The organism is Collibacillus ludicampi (assembly GCF_023705585.1).
In the GTDB taxonomy this organism is placed as follows: Bacteria; Bacillota; Bacilli; order Tumebacillales; family BOQE01; genus Collibacillus; species Collibacillus ludicampi.
In genome coordinates, this window is record NZ_BOQE01000001.1 from 2,201,751 (window position 1) to 2,220,181 (window position 18,431).

An 18,431-nucleotide genomic window follows, 5' to 3' on the forward strand; every position below is an offset into this window, starting at 1 on the left:
TGATCATCCTGTGTGAATCCGCATGCTCAATTCATACCTTTTAAGAAACAAATAACGCCCAAGCTAAAAAATTAGCTTGGGCTATTTTAAGCCAAACGGATAGTTATAGAGAAGGATTGTCTATGCCGTTAAATAAAATATCCAACATGAATTGAATTTCTTTCTCATCGTCCCATTCCTGATCGGGTAAGAGTATCGTTCTTGTTATGACATATCCGGCAAGCAAGCTGAGAACGACACGGATCAAAGAGGAAAGAGGAATTCTTGAATGTTCAGCTTCGCTCAAGGTTTGGAATACTTGTGAAATCCTCGGGAACACATCTTGTTTCACAAACTGCGACATCACTTCGCGAAATTCCTGACTTAAGAGGAGTTCCTGTAATACTAACTTAATGACATCTGTGTTTTCTATTGCAAATTCTACTCTGTCCTTAAATACGGCGTGAAGTATATCATGGTAGTCATTCCCTTTCCCTAAGATTTTTTCTGTACGTTCGATCAACATGGGTTGTAAAGCTTGTAACATGGCAGGGTAAACCGTTTGCCTGAATAACTCCTGTTTACTGTTAAAGTACTTAAAGAGCGTTTTCTCTGACACCTTTGCTTTTTGTGCAATGGCCTGGGTAGTGGTTCCCTCATATCCTTTATCTGCAAATAACTCCAAGGCTGCCCGGATAATATCCTTTTGTTTATCTGTCAGGTTGGTATCGATCAAAATATCGCGATATTCTTTAAATAACGATTTCAGTTGATTGTTCATTTTCGTTCCCTTCTGTTTTCGTTTCACGGTTTGCTCTTTCAAACTGACTACCCATCAAATATCCGTGAAGAGTGAGGTGTCCGCCGTCGCCCCCAAGAGAATCCTCATGAATATGATAAAACGCTTACTCATTTTCATCACGTAAAATCTCCACAAATCCCTGGTTTCCATCGACGCGAATCATTTGTCCGTCTTTGATTTTCTTGGTGGCATCATCCACTCCCACCACGGCGGGAATTCCGTATTCACGGGCCACCACCGAACCGTGAGTCATCAGGCCGCCTACCTCTGTAACCAGGGCTTTTGCTGATTGGAATAACGGAGTCCAACCAGGATCCGTATGAGGAGCAACAAGAATTTCCCCTTCATTGAGATGGGCTTCTTCCGGTTTAAAGACAATACAGGCCTTCCCTTCAACCACTCCAGCGGAAGCGGGTGTACCGACAAGCGCCCCTTTGGGAAAATCTCCTTTCCTGGGAGAACCTGTTACAATTTCCCCTTCACTCGTCATCACTTTGGGAGGACGCAAGGTTTGGTGCCATTCATATTTTTCTTTACGCTTAGCAACAAGTGAGGAGACATCTTGTTTAAACTCTCCTTTTGAGAGTTGAATCAACTCGTCAAGAGTAAAGAAAAATACATCTTCCGTTTGCTGTAGAACCCCTTTCTTTGCCAGTTCTTCCGCTTCAGCCATAATCGCTTTTTTGCATTCATCCAAAATCAAAGTAAGCAGATATTTGGGGTGTTCCCGAAGCCCGCCCATATGGCGATATACCTCCATAAGACGTTTGATCCATTTGGACTTCAAACCGCTGCGTCCTACATGATCCAGAATACGCTGAGCAGCTTCTTGGGCTTCCTGTTCTCCTTGAACGAATTTTTGTCGATGTTCTCCCGGCTTCACGCTACGCATGTGTCCCAGGATCGCGGGAACCAGTAGGGTAGGCGCTTCACGCCAACGAGGTCTTGTCACGTCAATTTCACCCGGGCATCTATGTCCGTATTTGGCGATAAAAACTTCAAAAGCGCGTGTAAACCTTTCTCCCCCGCGTACGTGTAAAAGTCCTTCATAGAAGGTCTGGTCATTTGCGTGTTTCAGATACTCCTCGACTTCGGGCAATTCGCGCACCAGATCAGCCAAGTCGCCAATCTGCAGGCCCATTTCACTGGTGATATTGCCAGGGAGGGATTTATTTAATTGATAGAGTTCTTTAACATCCCCTAGCAATTTCTTTAACATAATGAATGAGATCGGGAAACAAATGACGTACGGTAAGAGGTTCTGTAAAAATACACTCTTACCTAAAATGCTTAACTGATATTGAACAGTTTCCAGGCGTTTGGCCCCGCTTTTCCCCTGCAAATCTTCACGGATCTCTGTCCATTTTTTCTGCATATAGCTTTCAACCTTGCTTTTTGCTAATTTCGGGTCACGCTTCCAAAGATTTTTCCACACATCTTTGATGATGGGGGCAGCGAATCGACGTGCTGACTGAACGAACCCCGGTTTGGGAGGAACATGGAGAAACTCAGGCCTCTGAATGACTTCACGAAGGGCTTGGCTGAGCGCTTCATCAAATATATGTTGGATAGCTTTGGGTAATATTTTTCTGCCCAGCTTGGTACGAAGCACTTCCGTGGGATCAACAAAAAGATGTCCCCCTGCTTCTAAAAGAACTGTTTTCGGAAGAATGGTTCGTAAGACTGATATCCCCAACGGTTTCATGGCATCTGTCATCATTTGTACATGGCCAAAGGAGAACATGACACGAAGCGGTTCTTGAGGAATGTCGGGCAGCGGATACAGCGAAGTGATCGGCCGGCTTTGCACAACAAAAATCTTTCCTTTTTCAATACAGAACTCAATATCTTGTGGAGAGCCAAAATGCTTCTCGATTCTTTTTCCCAGCTCAGCCAAACGCAAGATTTGCTCGTCCGTCAAGGCTTGTTTGGATTGTTGCTCTGGAGGCAAGTCTTTTTTTACCGTACCTCCTTCGGGAAGGGAGTAAATCGCGATTTTCTTTTCCGATAGGTTCTTTTCAATGATTTTACCGTCTTTTACTTTGTATAAATCTGCTGAAACCATTCCGGATACGATGGCTTCCCCCAATCCGAAACTGGCGTCGATGGAAACCACCTTGCGATTGCCATTCACAGGATCAGCGGTAAAAAGAATCCCTGAGACTTCCGGATTCACCATCCGTTGCACCACGACAGACAGGTAGACCTGACGATGATCGAACCTATTTTTTGAACGATAGGAAATGGCGCGATCCGTAAACAGAGACGCCCAACATTTATGAATAGATTGAAGCAGTTCATCCTGTCCTTTAATGTTCAAATAGGTATCCTGCTGACCCGCAAACGAAGCGGTAGGCAGATCCTCAGCCGTTGCACTGGAACGGACGGCATAAGCATACTCTTTCCCCACCGATTCCCACGCTTGAAGAATTTCCTTTCTCAACTGGGCAGGGATCTCCAGTTTCTGCAAATGGGTACGAATACGCTCTCCCAACTTCCGCAATTGGTTTAAATCATTCGGGTCCATTGCATTTAGTTCATCTAACAGAGAATCCATTTCGGGGCTGGTGGCAATAAAATCTTTATACGCGTATGTCGTCACACAAAATCCACCGGGCACCGGAAATCCTGCCTTACTCAGTTCACCCAGGTTGGCTCCCTTTCCCCCGACATAGGGGAGACTGGAACGATCCACTTGTTCAAAAAATAACACATGTGATTTCATTGGTTGGTCACCTTTCTTTTAATCAAGTAAGTCCTTACTTGTACACGAAAGCGCAGTGCCAACGGATAAGATCAGCGCCATTCTTTTTAGTAACTTTCCCCCCTTGTTGAAAAAATCTCTTCAAGATCATTCTAATATAAACTTTTACAAATATAAAGTAAGTACTTACTTTACTCCGAGATAAAAAATGAGCGTGTAGACCTTACCTTCAGTACATAGTCTACACGCTGAAGACTGACACAGGCTTATTTGGTGTGCATACGATTCCCCATATCTATTTCGTAACGCCTGTATAGATGTGAATCGCGTCTCTCAGGAATACGGTCATACCGGGCTGCTTTTCATAGTATGCCTTAAACCGTTCATCATCCACATACATTTGGGCAAGGCCAGCATGCGCTTCTTTGCTGTATTCGCTCCAGAAATACGTAAGCCACTGCTTATGCAGCTCCGCCGTTTTTTGCGCAATGTCGCTGGCTGGGTCACCATTTGCAAACGCTTCGGCAAGTGTTGCCAGGATTTCATCCGCCAAACGGGTAACCTCTTCATACTCTTCTTTCGTCATGTTCTGCAATTTTTCATTGGATCGGTTCACGATATCATCGCCATATTTCGCACGGATCTCTTTCCCGTATTTAGCCTCATTGTCGTCAATCATCTGCTTCTTAAAACCTTCAAACTTTTCTTTATCGGTCATGATGATTCTCCCTTCCATTGAAGCAATTGTTTTTTCCACATTGGCGATCAGCACATCCAACTGCTTTCTTTTGGCGAGGAGTTGTTCACGGTGTTCCCGAAGAGCTTTAGCTCCGTCATAGAAGGGGGAGGTGACGATTTCTTTAATCACGTCAAGACTGACCCCTAGTTCCTTGTAAAACAGGATTTGCTGTAAACGGTCTACTTCAGCCTGACCATAGATCCGGTATCCCGACGAATTGATTCTTGCCGGCTTCAAAATCCCAATCTCATCATAATACCGAAGCGTTCTGGTGCTGATTCCTGCCAACCGGGCCAGCTTCTGCACGGTGTATTCCATGTGTTCACCTCCTGACACCATAACTGTACACCTTTACGTATACGTCAATGTCAATATCCTTTTTTGGAAGTGTGCCCTTTTTTATTCAAAGGCAAAAAAATCCGATTTCCCTTATCATCAGGAAAATCAACTCTCTGCGGAATGCCTGCTGATTGACCAGTGCCCAGATTTACCCGTCCTATAACACTTTACAGAACATAAATTCTGGGGGCGGATTTTCAAAATCATGTGTAAATTTATGATACAATCGTGTCATAGTGAATCGGTACTATACAGGTTCCTAGGTTCGGAATCTCGAATGAACGGGCAAAAATTATTAGATTTATTTAAAAATAGGAATGCCGATGGTGAGATAGTCATACCTTTTCTTGCATATGCGATCGACAATGCAGGTAAGACACTCGCCGTCTAAGCAGGGAGGGAGGAACGGATGACGCAAAATGAAGAAGTAAAAAAGCTTGTGCAAAGTCAATTTGCCAAGAATGCGGAGAAATATGTCATGAGTGAATCACACGCAAGAGGGGATGATCTCTCTCAGCTGGTGAATTGGCTACACCCAGATCCCAATTGGATCATACTGGATATCGCGACCGGCGGGGGACATGTGGCAAAAGCTTTATCTCCCCATGTTGCCCACGTCTTTGCGACCGACTTGACCCAACAAATGTTGCAAGCGGCAAAAAAACATCTGCATGAATATCAAAATATTTGGTACATCATTGCCGATGCCGAATCCCTACCTTTTTTAAATGAGACGTTTGATGCCGTTACCTGTCGTATTGCCGCACATCATTTTCCAAATCCAGAGAATTTTATACGTGAGGTCAACCGGATTCTAAGACCGGGCGGAAAATTCGTGCTTATCGATAATGTATCCCCAGAGGATCAACAGCTGGATCAATTTATGAATACCTTGGAAAAATTGAGGGATGAAAGTCACGTCAGGTGCCATACCATCCCTGAATGGAAAGGTTGGCTCCATCATTGGGGATTTGAAGAACGGAAATCCCGAATTCGGAAGAAAACATATGATTTCCCGACATGGGTGAAACGAACGGCAAGAAGCGAACAGCAGATCCGGGAGGTACAGGGGTATATTCAATCGGCTGACCGGACGATTCACGAATACTTTTCCGTGACGATAAATCATGATCAAATCATATCCTTACAGGTAGATGAGTGGATGGCTCTCTTTGAGAAAAAATCGTCAAACAATGATACAGTGTAATCGAAAGGTTGTGTTCCATTATTCATTCATCAATGATATACGATGAATCACTCGGCCACTAGCCTTTTAATTAAAGAATATTTTGATTGCGAGGTCTGCGGAAACACGCAGACTTTTTTCTTTTATACCTTTACAACCATGTTCATCACTGACTAGACAATGGGAGGCAATGGATAGCAGAGGGTTTAGGGTACTCTTCAACATATTTTTATTGACTATCAACAGTCAATTTACAACGGGTATTTAGAATGGAATTGACAGATACACATTCTCGAAGGGTGGTATGCAAAAGCAATATCCGTTTCATGTGGATGAGGAGGGAATCATGGAATGAAAAAAAGGAACCTGCGAAGAAAGTTAACCACATTCGCCCTGGCAACATTGGTGCTGGGTTCAAGTTCCGCACTGGCCGCTTATTCAATGACAGCAGGACCGAAAGGGGATGAAACGGGAGTGACCCCTAACGGTTGGTATCTGACTCCTGCCGGGACGCAACTGACTTTAGGGGATTTTCCGATGGGAGGAACTGTAAGCCCGGATCACCGTTATTTGGTTGTTTCAAATGACGGACAGGGCACTCAGTCGTTGCAAGTTGTCGATCTGAAAGAGCAAAAGGTGACACAAACCATACCGTATTCATCCAAAGAGGCGCTTTATCTCGGTGTCGCATTCAGTCCTGATGGCAAGAAGTTGTACGCACCTGCCGGAGGAAACAATAAAATTCGCGTTTTTGCTTTTTCAGAGGGCCAACTGGCAGAGCAAAACCCCATTCTCTTGAACAACGGAAACAACATGAACGAGTATCCGGCGGGACTCTCGGTATCACCGGATGGGCAGTTTTTGTATGTAGCCAATAATTTAGGGAACTCGGTTTCTATGATTGACCTCGCAACTGGTGAGATCAAGGCTACTACCCCTGTGGGGAAAAATCCCTACATGGCACTTCTGAGTCGTGACGGCAATTGGCTCTATGTCAGCAACTGGGGAGAGAGCAGTATCTGTATCCTGGATGCGAAAGATTTATCTTTGAAGAAGACAGTCACTGTTGGTTTACACCCTAACGCGTTGGCGGAAAATCCGGTAAACGGATGGATCTATGTTGCGAACTCGGACAGTGACGAAATCTCGGTCTTGAATCCGAAACAACAGGAAGTGGTGCAAACCATTTCTCTCGCTCCTTATCGCGGGGCGCAGACAGGTACACAGCCGGATGCATTTGCCATAAGCCCCGATGGAAAAACGCTTTATGTGGCGAATGCAGGGAATAATGACATAGCCGTCGTGGATCTTGGTAACGGTGAAGGTCGGGCACAAGCGAAGGTGAAAGGCCTCATTCCTACAGCCTGGTATCCGACAGGTGTCTATGTCAGCGAAGACGGAAAGAGATTAATGGTTCTCAACGCGAAAGGACTGGGGGCAGGCCCCAACAAGGAAAAACAATACATCGGCAATATGATAAAAGGAACTTTGTCGATCATCGATGTTCCTACACAGGAACAATTGGAGAAGTATACCAAACAGGTGGAAGAGAACAATCGAATCCCTGAAGCCAAAAAAGACGGATGGTTCCGTAGCTCTGACGATAAGGATTTCCCTGTTCCAAGGTTTCCTTCAGAAAAGTCCCCGATCAAACACGTGATTTATGTGATCAAAGAGAACCGGGCATATGATCAGGTCTTCGGGGATTTGGGGAAAGGCAACGGCGATCCCAGCTTGACGATGTTTGGCAAAGATATCACGCCGAATCTTCACAAACTGGCGAATCAGTTTGTCACGCTTGATAATTTCTACGCGGATGCGGAGATCAGTGCGCAAGGGCATAACTGGGCAACTGCGGCCAAAGCGAATGACTATACCGAAAAGAACTGGCTGGCAAACTATTCCGGCCGGGGACGCGGATATGATTTCGAAGGAGATAATGAAGCAACGTATTCGAAAGCGGGATTTTTGTGGAACAATGCAGCAAGGTCTGGGGTCACATTCCGTGATTACGGAGAATTTTATAAGTCTGGCCAGAATGTACCTAGCGATCCCAGCATCGGTAATCACTATGACCCGAACTATCCCGGTTGGAATTTGAACATTTCAGATCTTGACCGGGTCGACGAATGGGCAAAGGAATTCAAGCAGTTTGAGCAAAACGGCAACCTCCCGCAATTGGAAATTGTCCGTCTCCCTAATGATCATACGGCGGGGACTAAACCGGGCGCGCTTACTCCACAAGCGATGGTTGCACAAAATGATTATGCTCTAGGAAAGCTCGTGGATACGGTCAGTCATTCGAAATATTGGAAGGATACAGCCATTTTCGTAACGGAAGATGATGCGCAAGACGGTTATGATCATGTGGATGCTCACCGTACGGAGTCTCTGGTCATCAGTCCCTACACGCAAAAGGGAGGGGGAGTGGATAGTACCTTCTATGATACGGCCTCGATGATCCGAACGATCGAGTTGATTTTAGGCATGAAGCCGATGACGCAATTTGACGCCGCTGCCACACCGATGCTCGGGTCGTTTACAAACAAACCGGACTTTACGCCATATTCGGTTGAGCAGCCGAAGTATCCGTTGGATAAAGTGAACGAATCCAACGCGCCAATGGCGCAAATCTCCGAAAAAATGGATTTTTCCAAGGAGGATACCGTTCCGTCAGGTGAGCTGAATCGCGTACTGTGGAAAGCAACAAAAGGGGATGAACCCTTGCCGAAGGTTAAAAATTAAACATTCCGTGTGAAACGTGACAGTTGATACAAAAAAGACAATGAGTGGCAAACACAGCGTGAGGCGTGCTTGGAGGAAAAGCACGCCGTTTTTAAAAATGAGCGATTCGGCTGAAGGGAAGGGCAGGTGCCGTTCGGGAACCGGTCGGGGTTCTCGATTTGAAGATGAAACGATTTCTGGAAGCGATCATGAAACGGACGATTCTCGTCATCGCGTGTATACTTTTGATCTTCGTATGGGGAGGATTTTCCGCCTATCAGATGCAACGCGATTATTTGCCGTCCATCGATAATTCTACATTGATGATCACCGTACATGCACCTGATGAAGATGCAGCTCAGGTGAAAGAAAACGTGGCTCCTGTGCTTGAACAAGCGGTCAGGGGTGTGGATGGGCTTTCGCATGTAGAGACAAATTCCCTTGCGGGCGGGCTGTTTATGAGTCTTTCTTTCCCTTTGGATTACGACATGAAGAAAGCGGAAGCCGAAGTGGCCCATGCGTTAGAAGGAGTATCTCTGCCAAACGGTGTCGATAAACCGCTGATTACACGCGTCAGTTCGAGTTCTCTCCCGATGATGCGGATCAGTCTCACGAGTCCATCCGATCGGGTCGATGAACAGATGTTGCGTACATCGGTGCAAGAACATGTGGTTCGGGAACTGAAACGTATACCCGGAGTGAGCGATATCCGCGTGACGGGTGGAGGGACGAACGGTTATCGAGTCACCCTTCGGATAAGAGATCTCGAAAGAGAAGGGCTCACCATCCAAGATGTACAGCAATCCCTTTCTGCTTTCCATCTGACTTTGCCGCAGGGAAGGGTTACAGGGCCCCAGACGTCAATTTCTCTGCAAGTGGCCGGTTGGGATTTCACTGAACAAGACATAAAAAACGCCCTTGTTCATAACAAGGATGGAAAAACTGTCCCTCTATCCCACGTTGCAGATGTTACACAAACGATCATAGATTTGCAGACGGTCTCGCGAACGAACGGAAAGCCAAGTGTTATGATGGATGTGTTAAAGACCCCGTCTTCCAATATCACCGAAGTATCGGAAAGGGTCATGGAGCGTTTGCAACACATCCCTGACGTCCGTTCGGGAAACATACAGCTTTCGGTACTTTATGATAAAGGCGAAGAAATCAAGTCTTCTCTGATGGGGCTCGTGAAAGAAGGGGTACTTGGTTCCGTTTTTGCCATGTTCTGTGTCTTTCTCTTTTTTCGGCATGTACGCACAACCTTGTTAATCGTACTATCCCTGCCGATTTGTCTATCGTCAACAACGGCTATTCTCAAAACTATGGGCATTACCCTGAATATCCTGACAATTTCAGGGCTCATTGTTGCCATGGGCCGGGTGGTCGATGACTCAATTGTCATTCTTGACAATATGTATCGCAAAGTCAGTGAGTCAGAAGGTAAATGGAGCCCGGGGATCATCGCGGATGCCGTTCGGGAGATGATTCCTGCCGTCGTCTCCTCGACGGCGACGACGGTCGTCGTCTTTCTTCCCATCGCTTTGAGCGGAGGGATGATCAGTGCTGCCTTTTCCGGGTTTGCCTGGTCTGTCACCATCGCGTTGATCACTTCTCTCTTTGTCTCTCTGATGGTTGTACCCGCTCTGTACAACCTGGGATGGAAAAAGGCGATAAAAGATTCGGCTGCAAGCGTGGAAGCACCGGCAGAACGAGTGTTGCGGTGGGCTTTTCGAAGAAGGGGCAAGGTAATCGCGGTTTGCGTTACCATTTTTCTGGTTACAGGGGTGATGGCTGCGAGTCTGCCGGTCAACTTTTTGCCAACAAACCGATCGGGGCAAATCTTGATGCAATTGGAGTTGCCGGAAGAAGTTTCATGGCAAGAAGTCGACCAAGAAGTGAGACATGCGGAAAGCTATTTAAAGGCAAAACCGGAAGTAGAGACATTTTCTGCAACTTTCGGATCATCCTTTACTCCTCAATTTGATGATGTGTTCGATGAGGGAGGAGGTTGGGTACAGGAAGACCATGTGGCAAACATCGCGGTGACGGTTAAACCCGGTGTGGATATCGACCGGTTGATATCCGACATGAGAAGCACGTTTGTCCCCTTGTCAAACAGTACGGTTGATACGATCACGAACCAGAACATCGCGGGTGATGATTCGCAACTCAAGATTGATCTCACCGGTGCTGATAGTCAGACTTTGGAGAACGCGGCGAGAATGATCAGAAGTAAACTTCAACTCGTTCCGGGGATCAGCGTAGAGGGTACGGCAGATGACAAAGGATCCGCAACAGGATACCAGATACGATTGAATCGGGAAGCGATTGAAAAAAACGGGGTACCAATGGAGGACGTCCTTCACAGGATTGAACGCTATGTTTCGCAAAGTACGAACCTCATGATAACGATGGATCAGCGGATGATTCCCGTTGCAATCACTACCGATTTTCTGGGTACTCAACAAACGGGAAATGGCGGAAATATCGGTAACGCTCCGGCGAAAGACATCCTTTCCTCGTAAATGGGGGAAACGTTTCAAGGGAAAGATGGAAAAACATTCAGGCTTGATCAACTGGCTTCTCTCCAATCCAATCAGCCGCCAACGGTCATTCGGGAACGTGATGGTCAACCGTTTTCCCGAGTCACCGCGAATATCATCTCGCAGGATGTTGGAAAAGTTACACGACAAACGGAAGAAGTTCTTCGAGGACTTTCACTCCCGTCGGGAGTCAAGTATTCATTAGGAGGAACGACTGAACAGGTTAATCAGATGATCTATGACATGTCGATCGCATTGTCTTGTTCCGTCCTACTGGTTCTCTCGATTGTGAGTGCCGTTTTTAGAGGATGGAAAGCGCCGCTGGCCGTTTTGTTATGTGTACCTTTAGCCCTGATTGGATCAGTATGGGGCATGTTTCTTTTCAGTAAAGAGTGGGATTTATCGGCGTTTGTAGGTCTCTTGATGCTTACGGGGATCGTTGTAACCAATGGGATTGTTCTGGTGGATAAAATTGAGCGTAACTTGAATTCGGGTATGGTTTTAGAGAAAGCCGTAATTCAAGGGACTCGATCTCGTGTACGCCCGGTTTTGATCACAGCATGGACCACCATTTTAACTTTGCTTCCCCTGGCTCTCTCTCACAGTAAAGATACGGTGATTTCACAAACGCTGGGTATCATCGTTGTAGGAGGGATGATCAGCTCAACTTTGATCAGTCTGCTTGTGATTCCCATCTTTTATGAGTGGATACAAAATAAGACGATCGGTCGCAGGAAACATGTTTCACGGGGTCAAGACATGGGTTATTAGACTGTAGAATTCTCGGTACCCCCCAGTTTTTCATGTGTAACCACCGTCAAGGTTTTTTTGACGGTGGTTTCCTTTTGACTCGCGACACCGTACCCATCACAGACTCGTTCACTTGAACTGAACCTGTTCCGCTACGCTGCGGGCGAACAGTATGGGCAATGCCGGGAAAGCCAGAAGTCCGAGTGCGATTCCTTTTGCAAAACCAACGACCTTCATATACAATACCTACCTTTCCAATTATTTTTATATGAATTAATTTTGTTTTCACGATCGTACCATCTTTCTATCTTGAATGAAAATTGAAACTTTTTATAAGGAAGATAAGTTTCTTTTATCAGCTTCGCTTGAACGTAACAAGAAGTATTCAAACGAAGTTAACATAAGAAGATCACGAATGATCGTTGATCGTATGTCGTAAAAAAAGGTATAAAGAACAGGTATTTCATTGAATATCATCAATTTTTTTCTTGAAAACTAAAACTATAATAGTTATAGTATATCCATCGGGAGGTAATCAAATGGCTTCTGGTTGGTTTGCCATGTCTGTTCATGCCTTGGCACTTTTGGCACAGAACAAAGACGGTTATTCAAGCAGTTATATTGCGGGGAGCGTGAATACCCATGCGGTTTTCCTGCGGCGAGTGCTCAAACACCTTGTGGAAGTCGGTATCGTGGAAACCCGGGAAGGCAGGGACGGAGGATATCGGCTGACAAGACCGGCAGAAGAAATCACTCTGGCTGAGGTATACCAATCACTCCAGCCGGTACAAGCAATCGCTCCCAGCCCGGCTGAACCCAATCCTCTCTGTCCTATCGGTGCGGGGATGCCTGCGGTGATTTCGAAGATTGCCAAAGATGTCGAAGACGCGATCATACAATCTCTACAGAAATATACGATCGCACAGGTTGCGAAACGCGCTCTTTCACATAGCCTTAACCTGGGTTTAACTGAATCATAATTTTTTTACCCTGAACTGTAACCAAATCAGTTTCGGTTAAATCGCCAAAGCCAGACAGACATTGCCAAGTGGAGCCACACCGACCGTAAAATGATCGGGAAAGGAAGAGAGGAACAGATGAAAATCGCATTGATCGGTGCTACAGGTACCATCGGGCAACGAATTTTACAGGAGGCGTTGGAGCGAGGACATCAAGTGACAGCGATTGTTCGTGATCCTGCACGATTGGCAATCAAGCACCCTAACCTGCAGAGCGTGATCGGTGATATTTTTAACGAGGAGAGTATCGCAGCTGCAGCAGCCGGACATGAGGCTGTGATCAGTGCATATGGACCGGCGCACGGACAAGAGCAGACTTTGATTGATGCAGTCAAATCACTGGTCAGTGGTGTACAACGCGCCGGCGTACGTCGTGTGCTCGCCGTGGGTGGGGCCGGAAGTCTTGAAGTGGCTCCAGGAGTCCAACTGGTTGACACCCCAGAGTTCCCTTCTGCATGGAAGTCAATCGCATTGGCACACCGGGATGCCCTTGAGGTGTATCGTACTTGCGACCTCGACTGGACTTGTCTCTGCCCGGCGGCCCTCATTGAACCTGGAGAAAAAACAGGAAAGTACCGCATCGGTACGGATCAGCTCGTTGTTAACGAAAATGGAGAAAGCCGCATTTCCGCAGAAGATTACGCAGTGGCGATGATTGATGAGTTGGAAAATCCCCGTTTCGTTCGCAAACGTTTCACGGTAGGATATTAATTTCAAAGACAACATACACAACAATCCTTGAGAAGGGCATTCATGAATGAGTATGTCATGCAGGAAAAGAGGGGTTCGGTTAAACCTCTCTTTTTCATTTGAGCTCCCATGCTGTAAGAGGAGCCATCAGGGGAAGAAAAGTTTATTATGCGGAAGGTGAAGTTTGAGACTACCACAAGAAGCGGAGTGGCTTTTGGGTGGATTGTAACGCTTTGCAGCGCAGAGGTGAGTTGAAGGTCGTTCCGCAACCTCTGTAAAGAATTCGTGCGGGACGACCTTCATCGAACCCAAGCGCAAAGCGATACATCCACCCAAGCACTGATTTTCATGATAATCGGTTCAAATCAAATCAAATTCAAAGAATGACGTGTTTCCATAAGTTCAAAAGTTTTCTACTCTTTGCGGTCATGGCCGATTGATCATTGCTTTCGCTTGTAGACATGGTGTATTGTTTCAATGAAGTCGATGACAGCTCGAGTACAGTGAATCTCTGACTGGCTGCGCTGGTGCGTGATGGAGGTCATGTTACGTATGAGAATCTTGGTTGTGGAAGACGATCGATCGCTCTTGCATGCAATCGCTGATCTGTTGAAGGATGAGGGATATAAAGTCGATGTAGCACTGAATGGGGAAGATGGATATTCGATGGCTGAAACCGGAATATACGACCTCATGGTTCTCGACATCATGTTACCGGAGCTGGACGGTTTGGAAATGATAAAAAAATTGCGTGCCCGATCCATAAAACCCCGGCGATTTTCTTAACCGCTAAGGACAGTGTGGAAGATCGGGTGAGGGGTCTCGATTCCGGTGCCGACGATTACCTCGTAAAACCGTTTGCTTCCGAGGAATTGCTTGCTCGGATACGGGCGCTTTTAAGGAGAAACGGTATACTCGGAAATGAGGGTGAAATTTCTTACGGGCGTATTCGAATGCCTGAAAAAGCGTATGACGGATTTGTTGACGATCACCCTTTAAACCTGACAAATAAGGAATATGAACTCTTAAAGTATTTTGTTTGCAATAAAGAGCAAATTCTTACACGAGGTCAAATTTTAGACCGGGTGTGGGGGATTGACGCTGACGCTGCCGATTCCGTCGTCGATCTTTATGTACACTATTTAAGAAAAATTAGCGGATCATGGATGCGACAATTATATCAGAACGATTCGCGGGGTGGGATACATGTTAAAGCGAGGGTAAACACCTATGTTTAAAAAGACACGTATTCGCCTGGTGCTTCTTAATTCTATTGTCTTTGTATTCCTTTTAAATGGGTTGGGGGCCACTTTGTATTTTTATATGCAATACAAGTTATATAAACAAGTGGACAGTTCATTGTATGAGGAATTCGTGCATTTGAGAAACGGACATTTTGCAGATTTGTTTCATCGCAGAATGAGAGGGGCGCATGAACCGGAACGTCACATGACATTCGTGCTTTGGAACAATGACGGGCAGGTGATTCAGCAGATCCCTGAAGATACGTTTGATTCTAATGATCTCATGGATCTTCGTCCCAGTCTTACAAAGGAAAGCGTGCAAACCATCACTGTGGGTAATCAAAGCTATCGCGTGTATAATGTACCTTTGGTTCAGGAACAAATGCCTTTCGCAAGTCATGTTCCGCTTGGGATTCTCCAACTGGTCTATAACCTGGAACCCGAGCAAAATATGTTGCACAATTTGCTGTTTGTCATAGAGATTGGCGGGATCATAAGCGGCATCATTGCTGTGCTTGCGGGTTTTTCTAGCGGAACGGGCTCTCGTTCCCATTCAACGGTCATGGAACAAACAACAGCAGTTTGTTGCCGATGCTTCCCATGAATTGCGCACACCGCTATCTATATTGTTGGTAAACCTGGAACGATTGTTTCGTCATCCAGACCACACCATAGAACAAGAAAGTCAAAAGATTTCCGTGATGATTCGTGAAACGAGAAGAATGAATAAATTGGTCTCCGACTTGCTCACGTTGGCGAGAACTGATTCCAACCAACTTCAAATTTTATCTGAACCCGTTCGATTGGATGAAATTTTGAATCGCGTCGCGGATCAATTTCGCGAACTTGCAAAATTAAAAAACATCACGATCGAAACCTCCATTGCGTCTCCGATTCTGATGGATGGCGATGAGCAGCGTTTGCATCAATTGTTTGTCATTCTATTAGACAATGCTTTAAAGTACACACATGAAGGATCCATCAAGATTTCTTGTCACCCTTCTTCGTCTTTCGTTTATATAACAGTGGAGGACACCGGTGTCGGCATTGCCAAGGAAGATTTGCCCCATATCTTTGATCGTTTTTATCGAGGAGATAAGACTCGTTCTCGAACCGGAGAGGGAACTGGTCTCGGTTTATCTATCGCCGAATGGATCATAAAAGCCCATCACGGGAAAGTTCGTGTCGAAAGCCAAATAGGGGTCGGGACGGTCTTTCATATCACCCTGCCCTTGAAACGAAAGCGGTAACTGTTACTGGGGTACGGTACTATCTTGAAAACTAGTGCTTGGGTGGGTGTATCGCTTTGCGCTTGGGTTCCTTCGAGGCATATGCTTTGCGCTCATGCTCCGTGGAGGTCGTCTCGCGCGGATCTTTTTCTAATGTTGCGAGACGACTTCCAAAGTCGCTTTTTCACGCAAAGCATATGCCCTCTAATAGGTTTAAAGGAAAAGGAAGCGGAACGACCTTCAACTCACCTCTGCGCCGCAAAGCGATAACACCCACCCAAAAGCCGCTCTGTTGCTTGTGGCAGTCACAAACTTCTCTTTCCGCACAAGAAACATTTCATCCTCTGATGGCGCCGCCGCGTGCGGCATGAGGGGCAATCATGAAAGTCCACACGTTCCTCCAGCAGTTTTTTTCGATGTATGTTTTGGGCGGTATTCTATTAGTCGTTCTTTCTTGTAGGGTCAACCTGCCTAGAAGGGAGTGGGTCGTCATTCAGGTCCATGGTATCGAGAACAAAAGAAAAAGAAAGAATAACAACGACCCTGATGACATAGATGATGATTTGAATCCGATTTGTTTTATCTTGTTTGGTTGACTGAATTGAGATAGAAAAGCATACGTGCTAAGATAGCACCTGTCGCCGCGATGAGCGGTGACGAGGAAGAAGAACAGAAATTACCACTTGCAAAATAGATTGCAAGATGGTATATTGAAAAAGTCGCTTTTGCGACGGTCGCTCTTTGAAAACTGAATCGTGTAGGGAGCTAGGATGTTTGATTTTGTCGGCTCTTCGGAGCGTGACATACAATCTTTCTTCGAGAGTTTGATCCTGGCTCAGGACGAACGCTGGCGGCGTGCCTAATACATGCAAGTCGCGCGGATGGAGAGGAGCTTGCTCCTCGAAGTCAGCGGCGGACGGGTGAGTAACACGTGGGCAACCTGCCTGGCAGACGGGGATAACGCTTGGAAACGAGTGCTAATACCCGATACGCTCTTCACGGGCATCCGTGAGGAGGGAAAGGCGCTTCACGGCGTCACTGCCAGATGGGCCCGCGGCGCATTAGCTAGTTGGTGAGGTAACGGCTCACCAAGGCAACGATGCGTAGCCGACCTGAGAGGGTGACCGGCCACACTGGGACTGAGACACGGCCCAGACTCCTACGGGAGGCAGCAGTAGGGAATCTTCCGCAATGGGCGCAAGCCTGACGGAGCAACGCCGCGTGAGTGATGAAGGTCTTCGGATTGTAAAACTCTGTCTTCCGGGACGAACCGATAGGTGAAGCAATGCTCCTATCCTGACGGTACCGGAGGAGGAAGCCCCGGCTAACTACGTGCCAGCAGCCGCGGTAATACGTAGGGGCAAGCGTTGTCCGGATTCACTGGGCGTAAAGCGCGCGCAGACGGCTTTCTGCGTCCGGGGTGAAAACCCGGGGCTCAACCCGGGACGGCCTTGGATACGGGAGAGCTTGAGGGTCGGAGAGGCAAGGGAATTCCACGTGTAGCGGTGAAATGCGTAGAGATGTGGAGGAACACCTGTGGCGAAGGCGCCTTGCTGGCCGATTCCTGACGTTGAGGCGCGAAAGCGTGGGGAGCAAACAGGATTAGATACCCTGGTAGTCCACGCCGTAAACGATGAGTGCTAGGTGTTCGTGGGCTCATACCCATGAGTGCCGAAGCTAACGCATGAAGCACTCCGCCTGGGGAGTACGGTCGCAAGACTGAAACTCAAAGGAATTGACGGGGCCCGCACAAGCAGTGGAGCATGTGGTTTAATTCGAAGCAACGCGAAGAACCTTACCAGGGCTTGACATCCCGCTGACCGGTCTGGAGACAGACCTTCCCTTCGGGGCAGCGGTGACAGGTGGTGCATGGTTGTCGTCAGCTCGTGTCGTGAGATGTTGGGTTAAGTCCCGCAACGAGCGCAACCCTTGTGTTGTGTTGCCAGCATTCAGTTGGGCACTCACAACAGACTGCCGACGACAAGTCGGAGGAAGGCGGGGATGACGTCAAATCATCATGCCCCTTATGTCCTGGGCTACACACGTGCTACAATGGGCGGTACAACGGGATGCGAAACCGCGAGGTGGAGCCAAACCCTGAAAACCGTTCGTAGTTCGGATTGCAGGCTGCAACTCGCCTGCATGAAGCCGGAATTGCTAGTAATCGCGGATCAGCATGCCGCGGTGAATACGTTCCGGCCTTGTACACACCGCCCGTCACACCATGGGAGTTGGCAACACCCGAAGTCGGTGGGGTAACCTCTTTGAGGAGCCAGCCGCCTAAGGTGGGGCCGATGACTGGGGTGAAGTCGTAACAAGGTAGCCGTATCGGAAGGTGCGGCTGGATCACCTCCTTTCTAAGGATGTTATGACGAGGTTCGGCTCACGCCGAACAATCTCCCTACACGATTTGGTTTTGAGGGAGTGAATCCTTCACTTGCTCCTTGAAAACTGGATAACGAATATGAGAAGACATTGCAAAG

11 protein-coding genes, 1 rRNA gene and 2 pseudogenes are annotated in these 18,431 nt (G+C 47.0%); 11 read left to right on the top strand and 3 right to left on the bottom strand.

The genetic code is table 11. The features are described 5' to 3' along the window. Positions 1–103: 103 nt before the first annotated feature. The 3 genes from DNHGIG_RS11080 to DNHGIG_RS11090 form a co-directional block, all read right to left on the bottom strand. Positions 104–760, bottom strand: coding sequence for a TetR/AcrR family transcriptional regulator (locus tag DNHGIG_RS11080; RefSeq protein WP_282199670.1), 657 nt, complete (start codon positions 758–760; stop codon positions 104–106). A gap of 124 nt (positions 761–884) precedes the next feature. Then, the gene (locus tag DNHGIG_RS11085) at positions 885–3,506 is read right to left on the bottom strand and encodes a phosphoenolpyruvate synthase (RefSeq protein ID WP_282199671.1); all 2,622 of its coding nucleotides are present in this window, start codon (positions 3,504–3,506) and stop codon (positions 885–887) included. Between the two features lie 274 nt (positions 3,507–3,780). Then, the gene (locus DNHGIG_RS11090; RefSeq protein ID WP_282199672.1) at positions 3,781–4,542 is read right to left on the bottom strand and encodes a MerR family transcriptional regulator; all 762 of its coding nucleotides are present in this window, start codon (positions 4,540–4,542) and stop codon (positions 3,781–3,783) included. A 430-nt stretch (positions 4,543–4,972) separates the two neighbouring features. Between DNHGIG_RS11090 and DNHGIG_RS11095 the strand changes: the two genes are divergently transcribed. The 11 genes and pseudogenes from DNHGIG_RS11095 (at position 4,973) to DNHGIG_RS11140 (ending at position 18,305) form a co-directional block, all read left to right on the top strand. Continuing rightward, positions 4,973–5,770: a class I SAM-dependent methyltransferase gene (locus tag DNHGIG_RS11095; protein WP_282199673.1), complete on the top strand. Its 798-nt coding sequence runs from the start codon at positions 4,973–4,975 to the stop codon at positions 5,768–5,770. Between the two features lie 330 nt (positions 5,771–6,100). Further along, positions 6,101–8,494, top strand: coding sequence for a bifunctional YncE family protein/alkaline phosphatase family protein (locus tag DNHGIG_RS11100; protein ID WP_282199674.1), 2,394 nt, complete (start codon positions 6,101–6,103; stop codon positions 8,492–8,494). A 188-nt stretch (positions 8,495–8,682) separates the two neighbouring features. Continuing rightward, positions 8,683–11,787 (top strand): annotated as a pseudogene (locus DNHGIG_RS11105) (efflux RND transporter permease subunit). Positions 11,788–12,305: 518 nt separating this feature from the next. Then, positions 12,306–12,746 carry an RrF2 family transcriptional regulator gene (locus DNHGIG_RS11110; RefSeq protein WP_282199675.1) on the top strand — a complete coding sequence of 147 codons (441 nt, stop codon included), beginning with the start codon at positions 12,306–12,308 and terminating at the stop codon, positions 12,744–12,746. Positions 12,747–12,863: 117 nt separating this feature from the next. Further along, on the top strand, positions 12,864–13,496 hold the full coding sequence (locus tag DNHGIG_RS11115; RefSeq protein WP_282199676.1) for an NAD(P)-dependent oxidoreductase: 633 nt from the start codon (positions 12,864–12,866) through the stop codon (positions 13,494–13,496). Between the two features lie 531 nt (positions 13,497–14,027). Next, positions 14,028–14,305 (top strand): annotated as a pseudogene (locus DNHGIG_RS21025) (response regulator); the annotation flags it as partial. 123 nt (positions 14,306–14,428) lie between these two features. Continuing rightward, entirely contained in the window at positions 14,429–14,713 is a 285-nt protein-coding gene (locus DNHGIG_RS21030; protein ID WP_369414755.1) for a winged helix-turn-helix domain-containing protein, read from the top strand. Beyond that, positions 14,706–15,323, top strand: a complete 618-nt coding sequence (locus tag DNHGIG_RS11125) for a hypothetical protein (RefSeq protein ID WP_282199677.1) — start codon at positions 14,706–14,708, stop codon at positions 15,321–15,323. The genes DNHGIG_RS21030 and DNHGIG_RS11125 overlap by 8 nt, the downstream gene beginning before the upstream one ends. Next, complete coding sequence (locus DNHGIG_RS11130; protein ID WP_282199678.1) at positions 15,235–15,969, top strand: sensor histidine kinase; 735 nt, start codon at positions 15,235–15,237, stop codon at positions 15,967–15,969. Before DNHGIG_RS11125 ends, DNHGIG_RS11130 begins: the two co-directional genes overlap by 89 nt. A gap of 359 nt (positions 15,970–16,328) precedes the next feature. Beyond that, positions 16,329–16,544: a hypothetical protein gene (locus DNHGIG_RS11135; RefSeq protein WP_282199679.1), complete on the top strand. Its 216-nt coding sequence runs from the start codon at positions 16,329–16,331 to the stop codon at positions 16,542–16,544. A 216-nt stretch (positions 16,545–16,760) separates the two neighbouring features. After that, positions 16,761–18,305: ribosomal RNA gene (locus DNHGIG_RS11140) — 16S ribosomal RNA — on the top strand. Positions 18,306–18,431 lie beyond the last annotated feature (126 nt).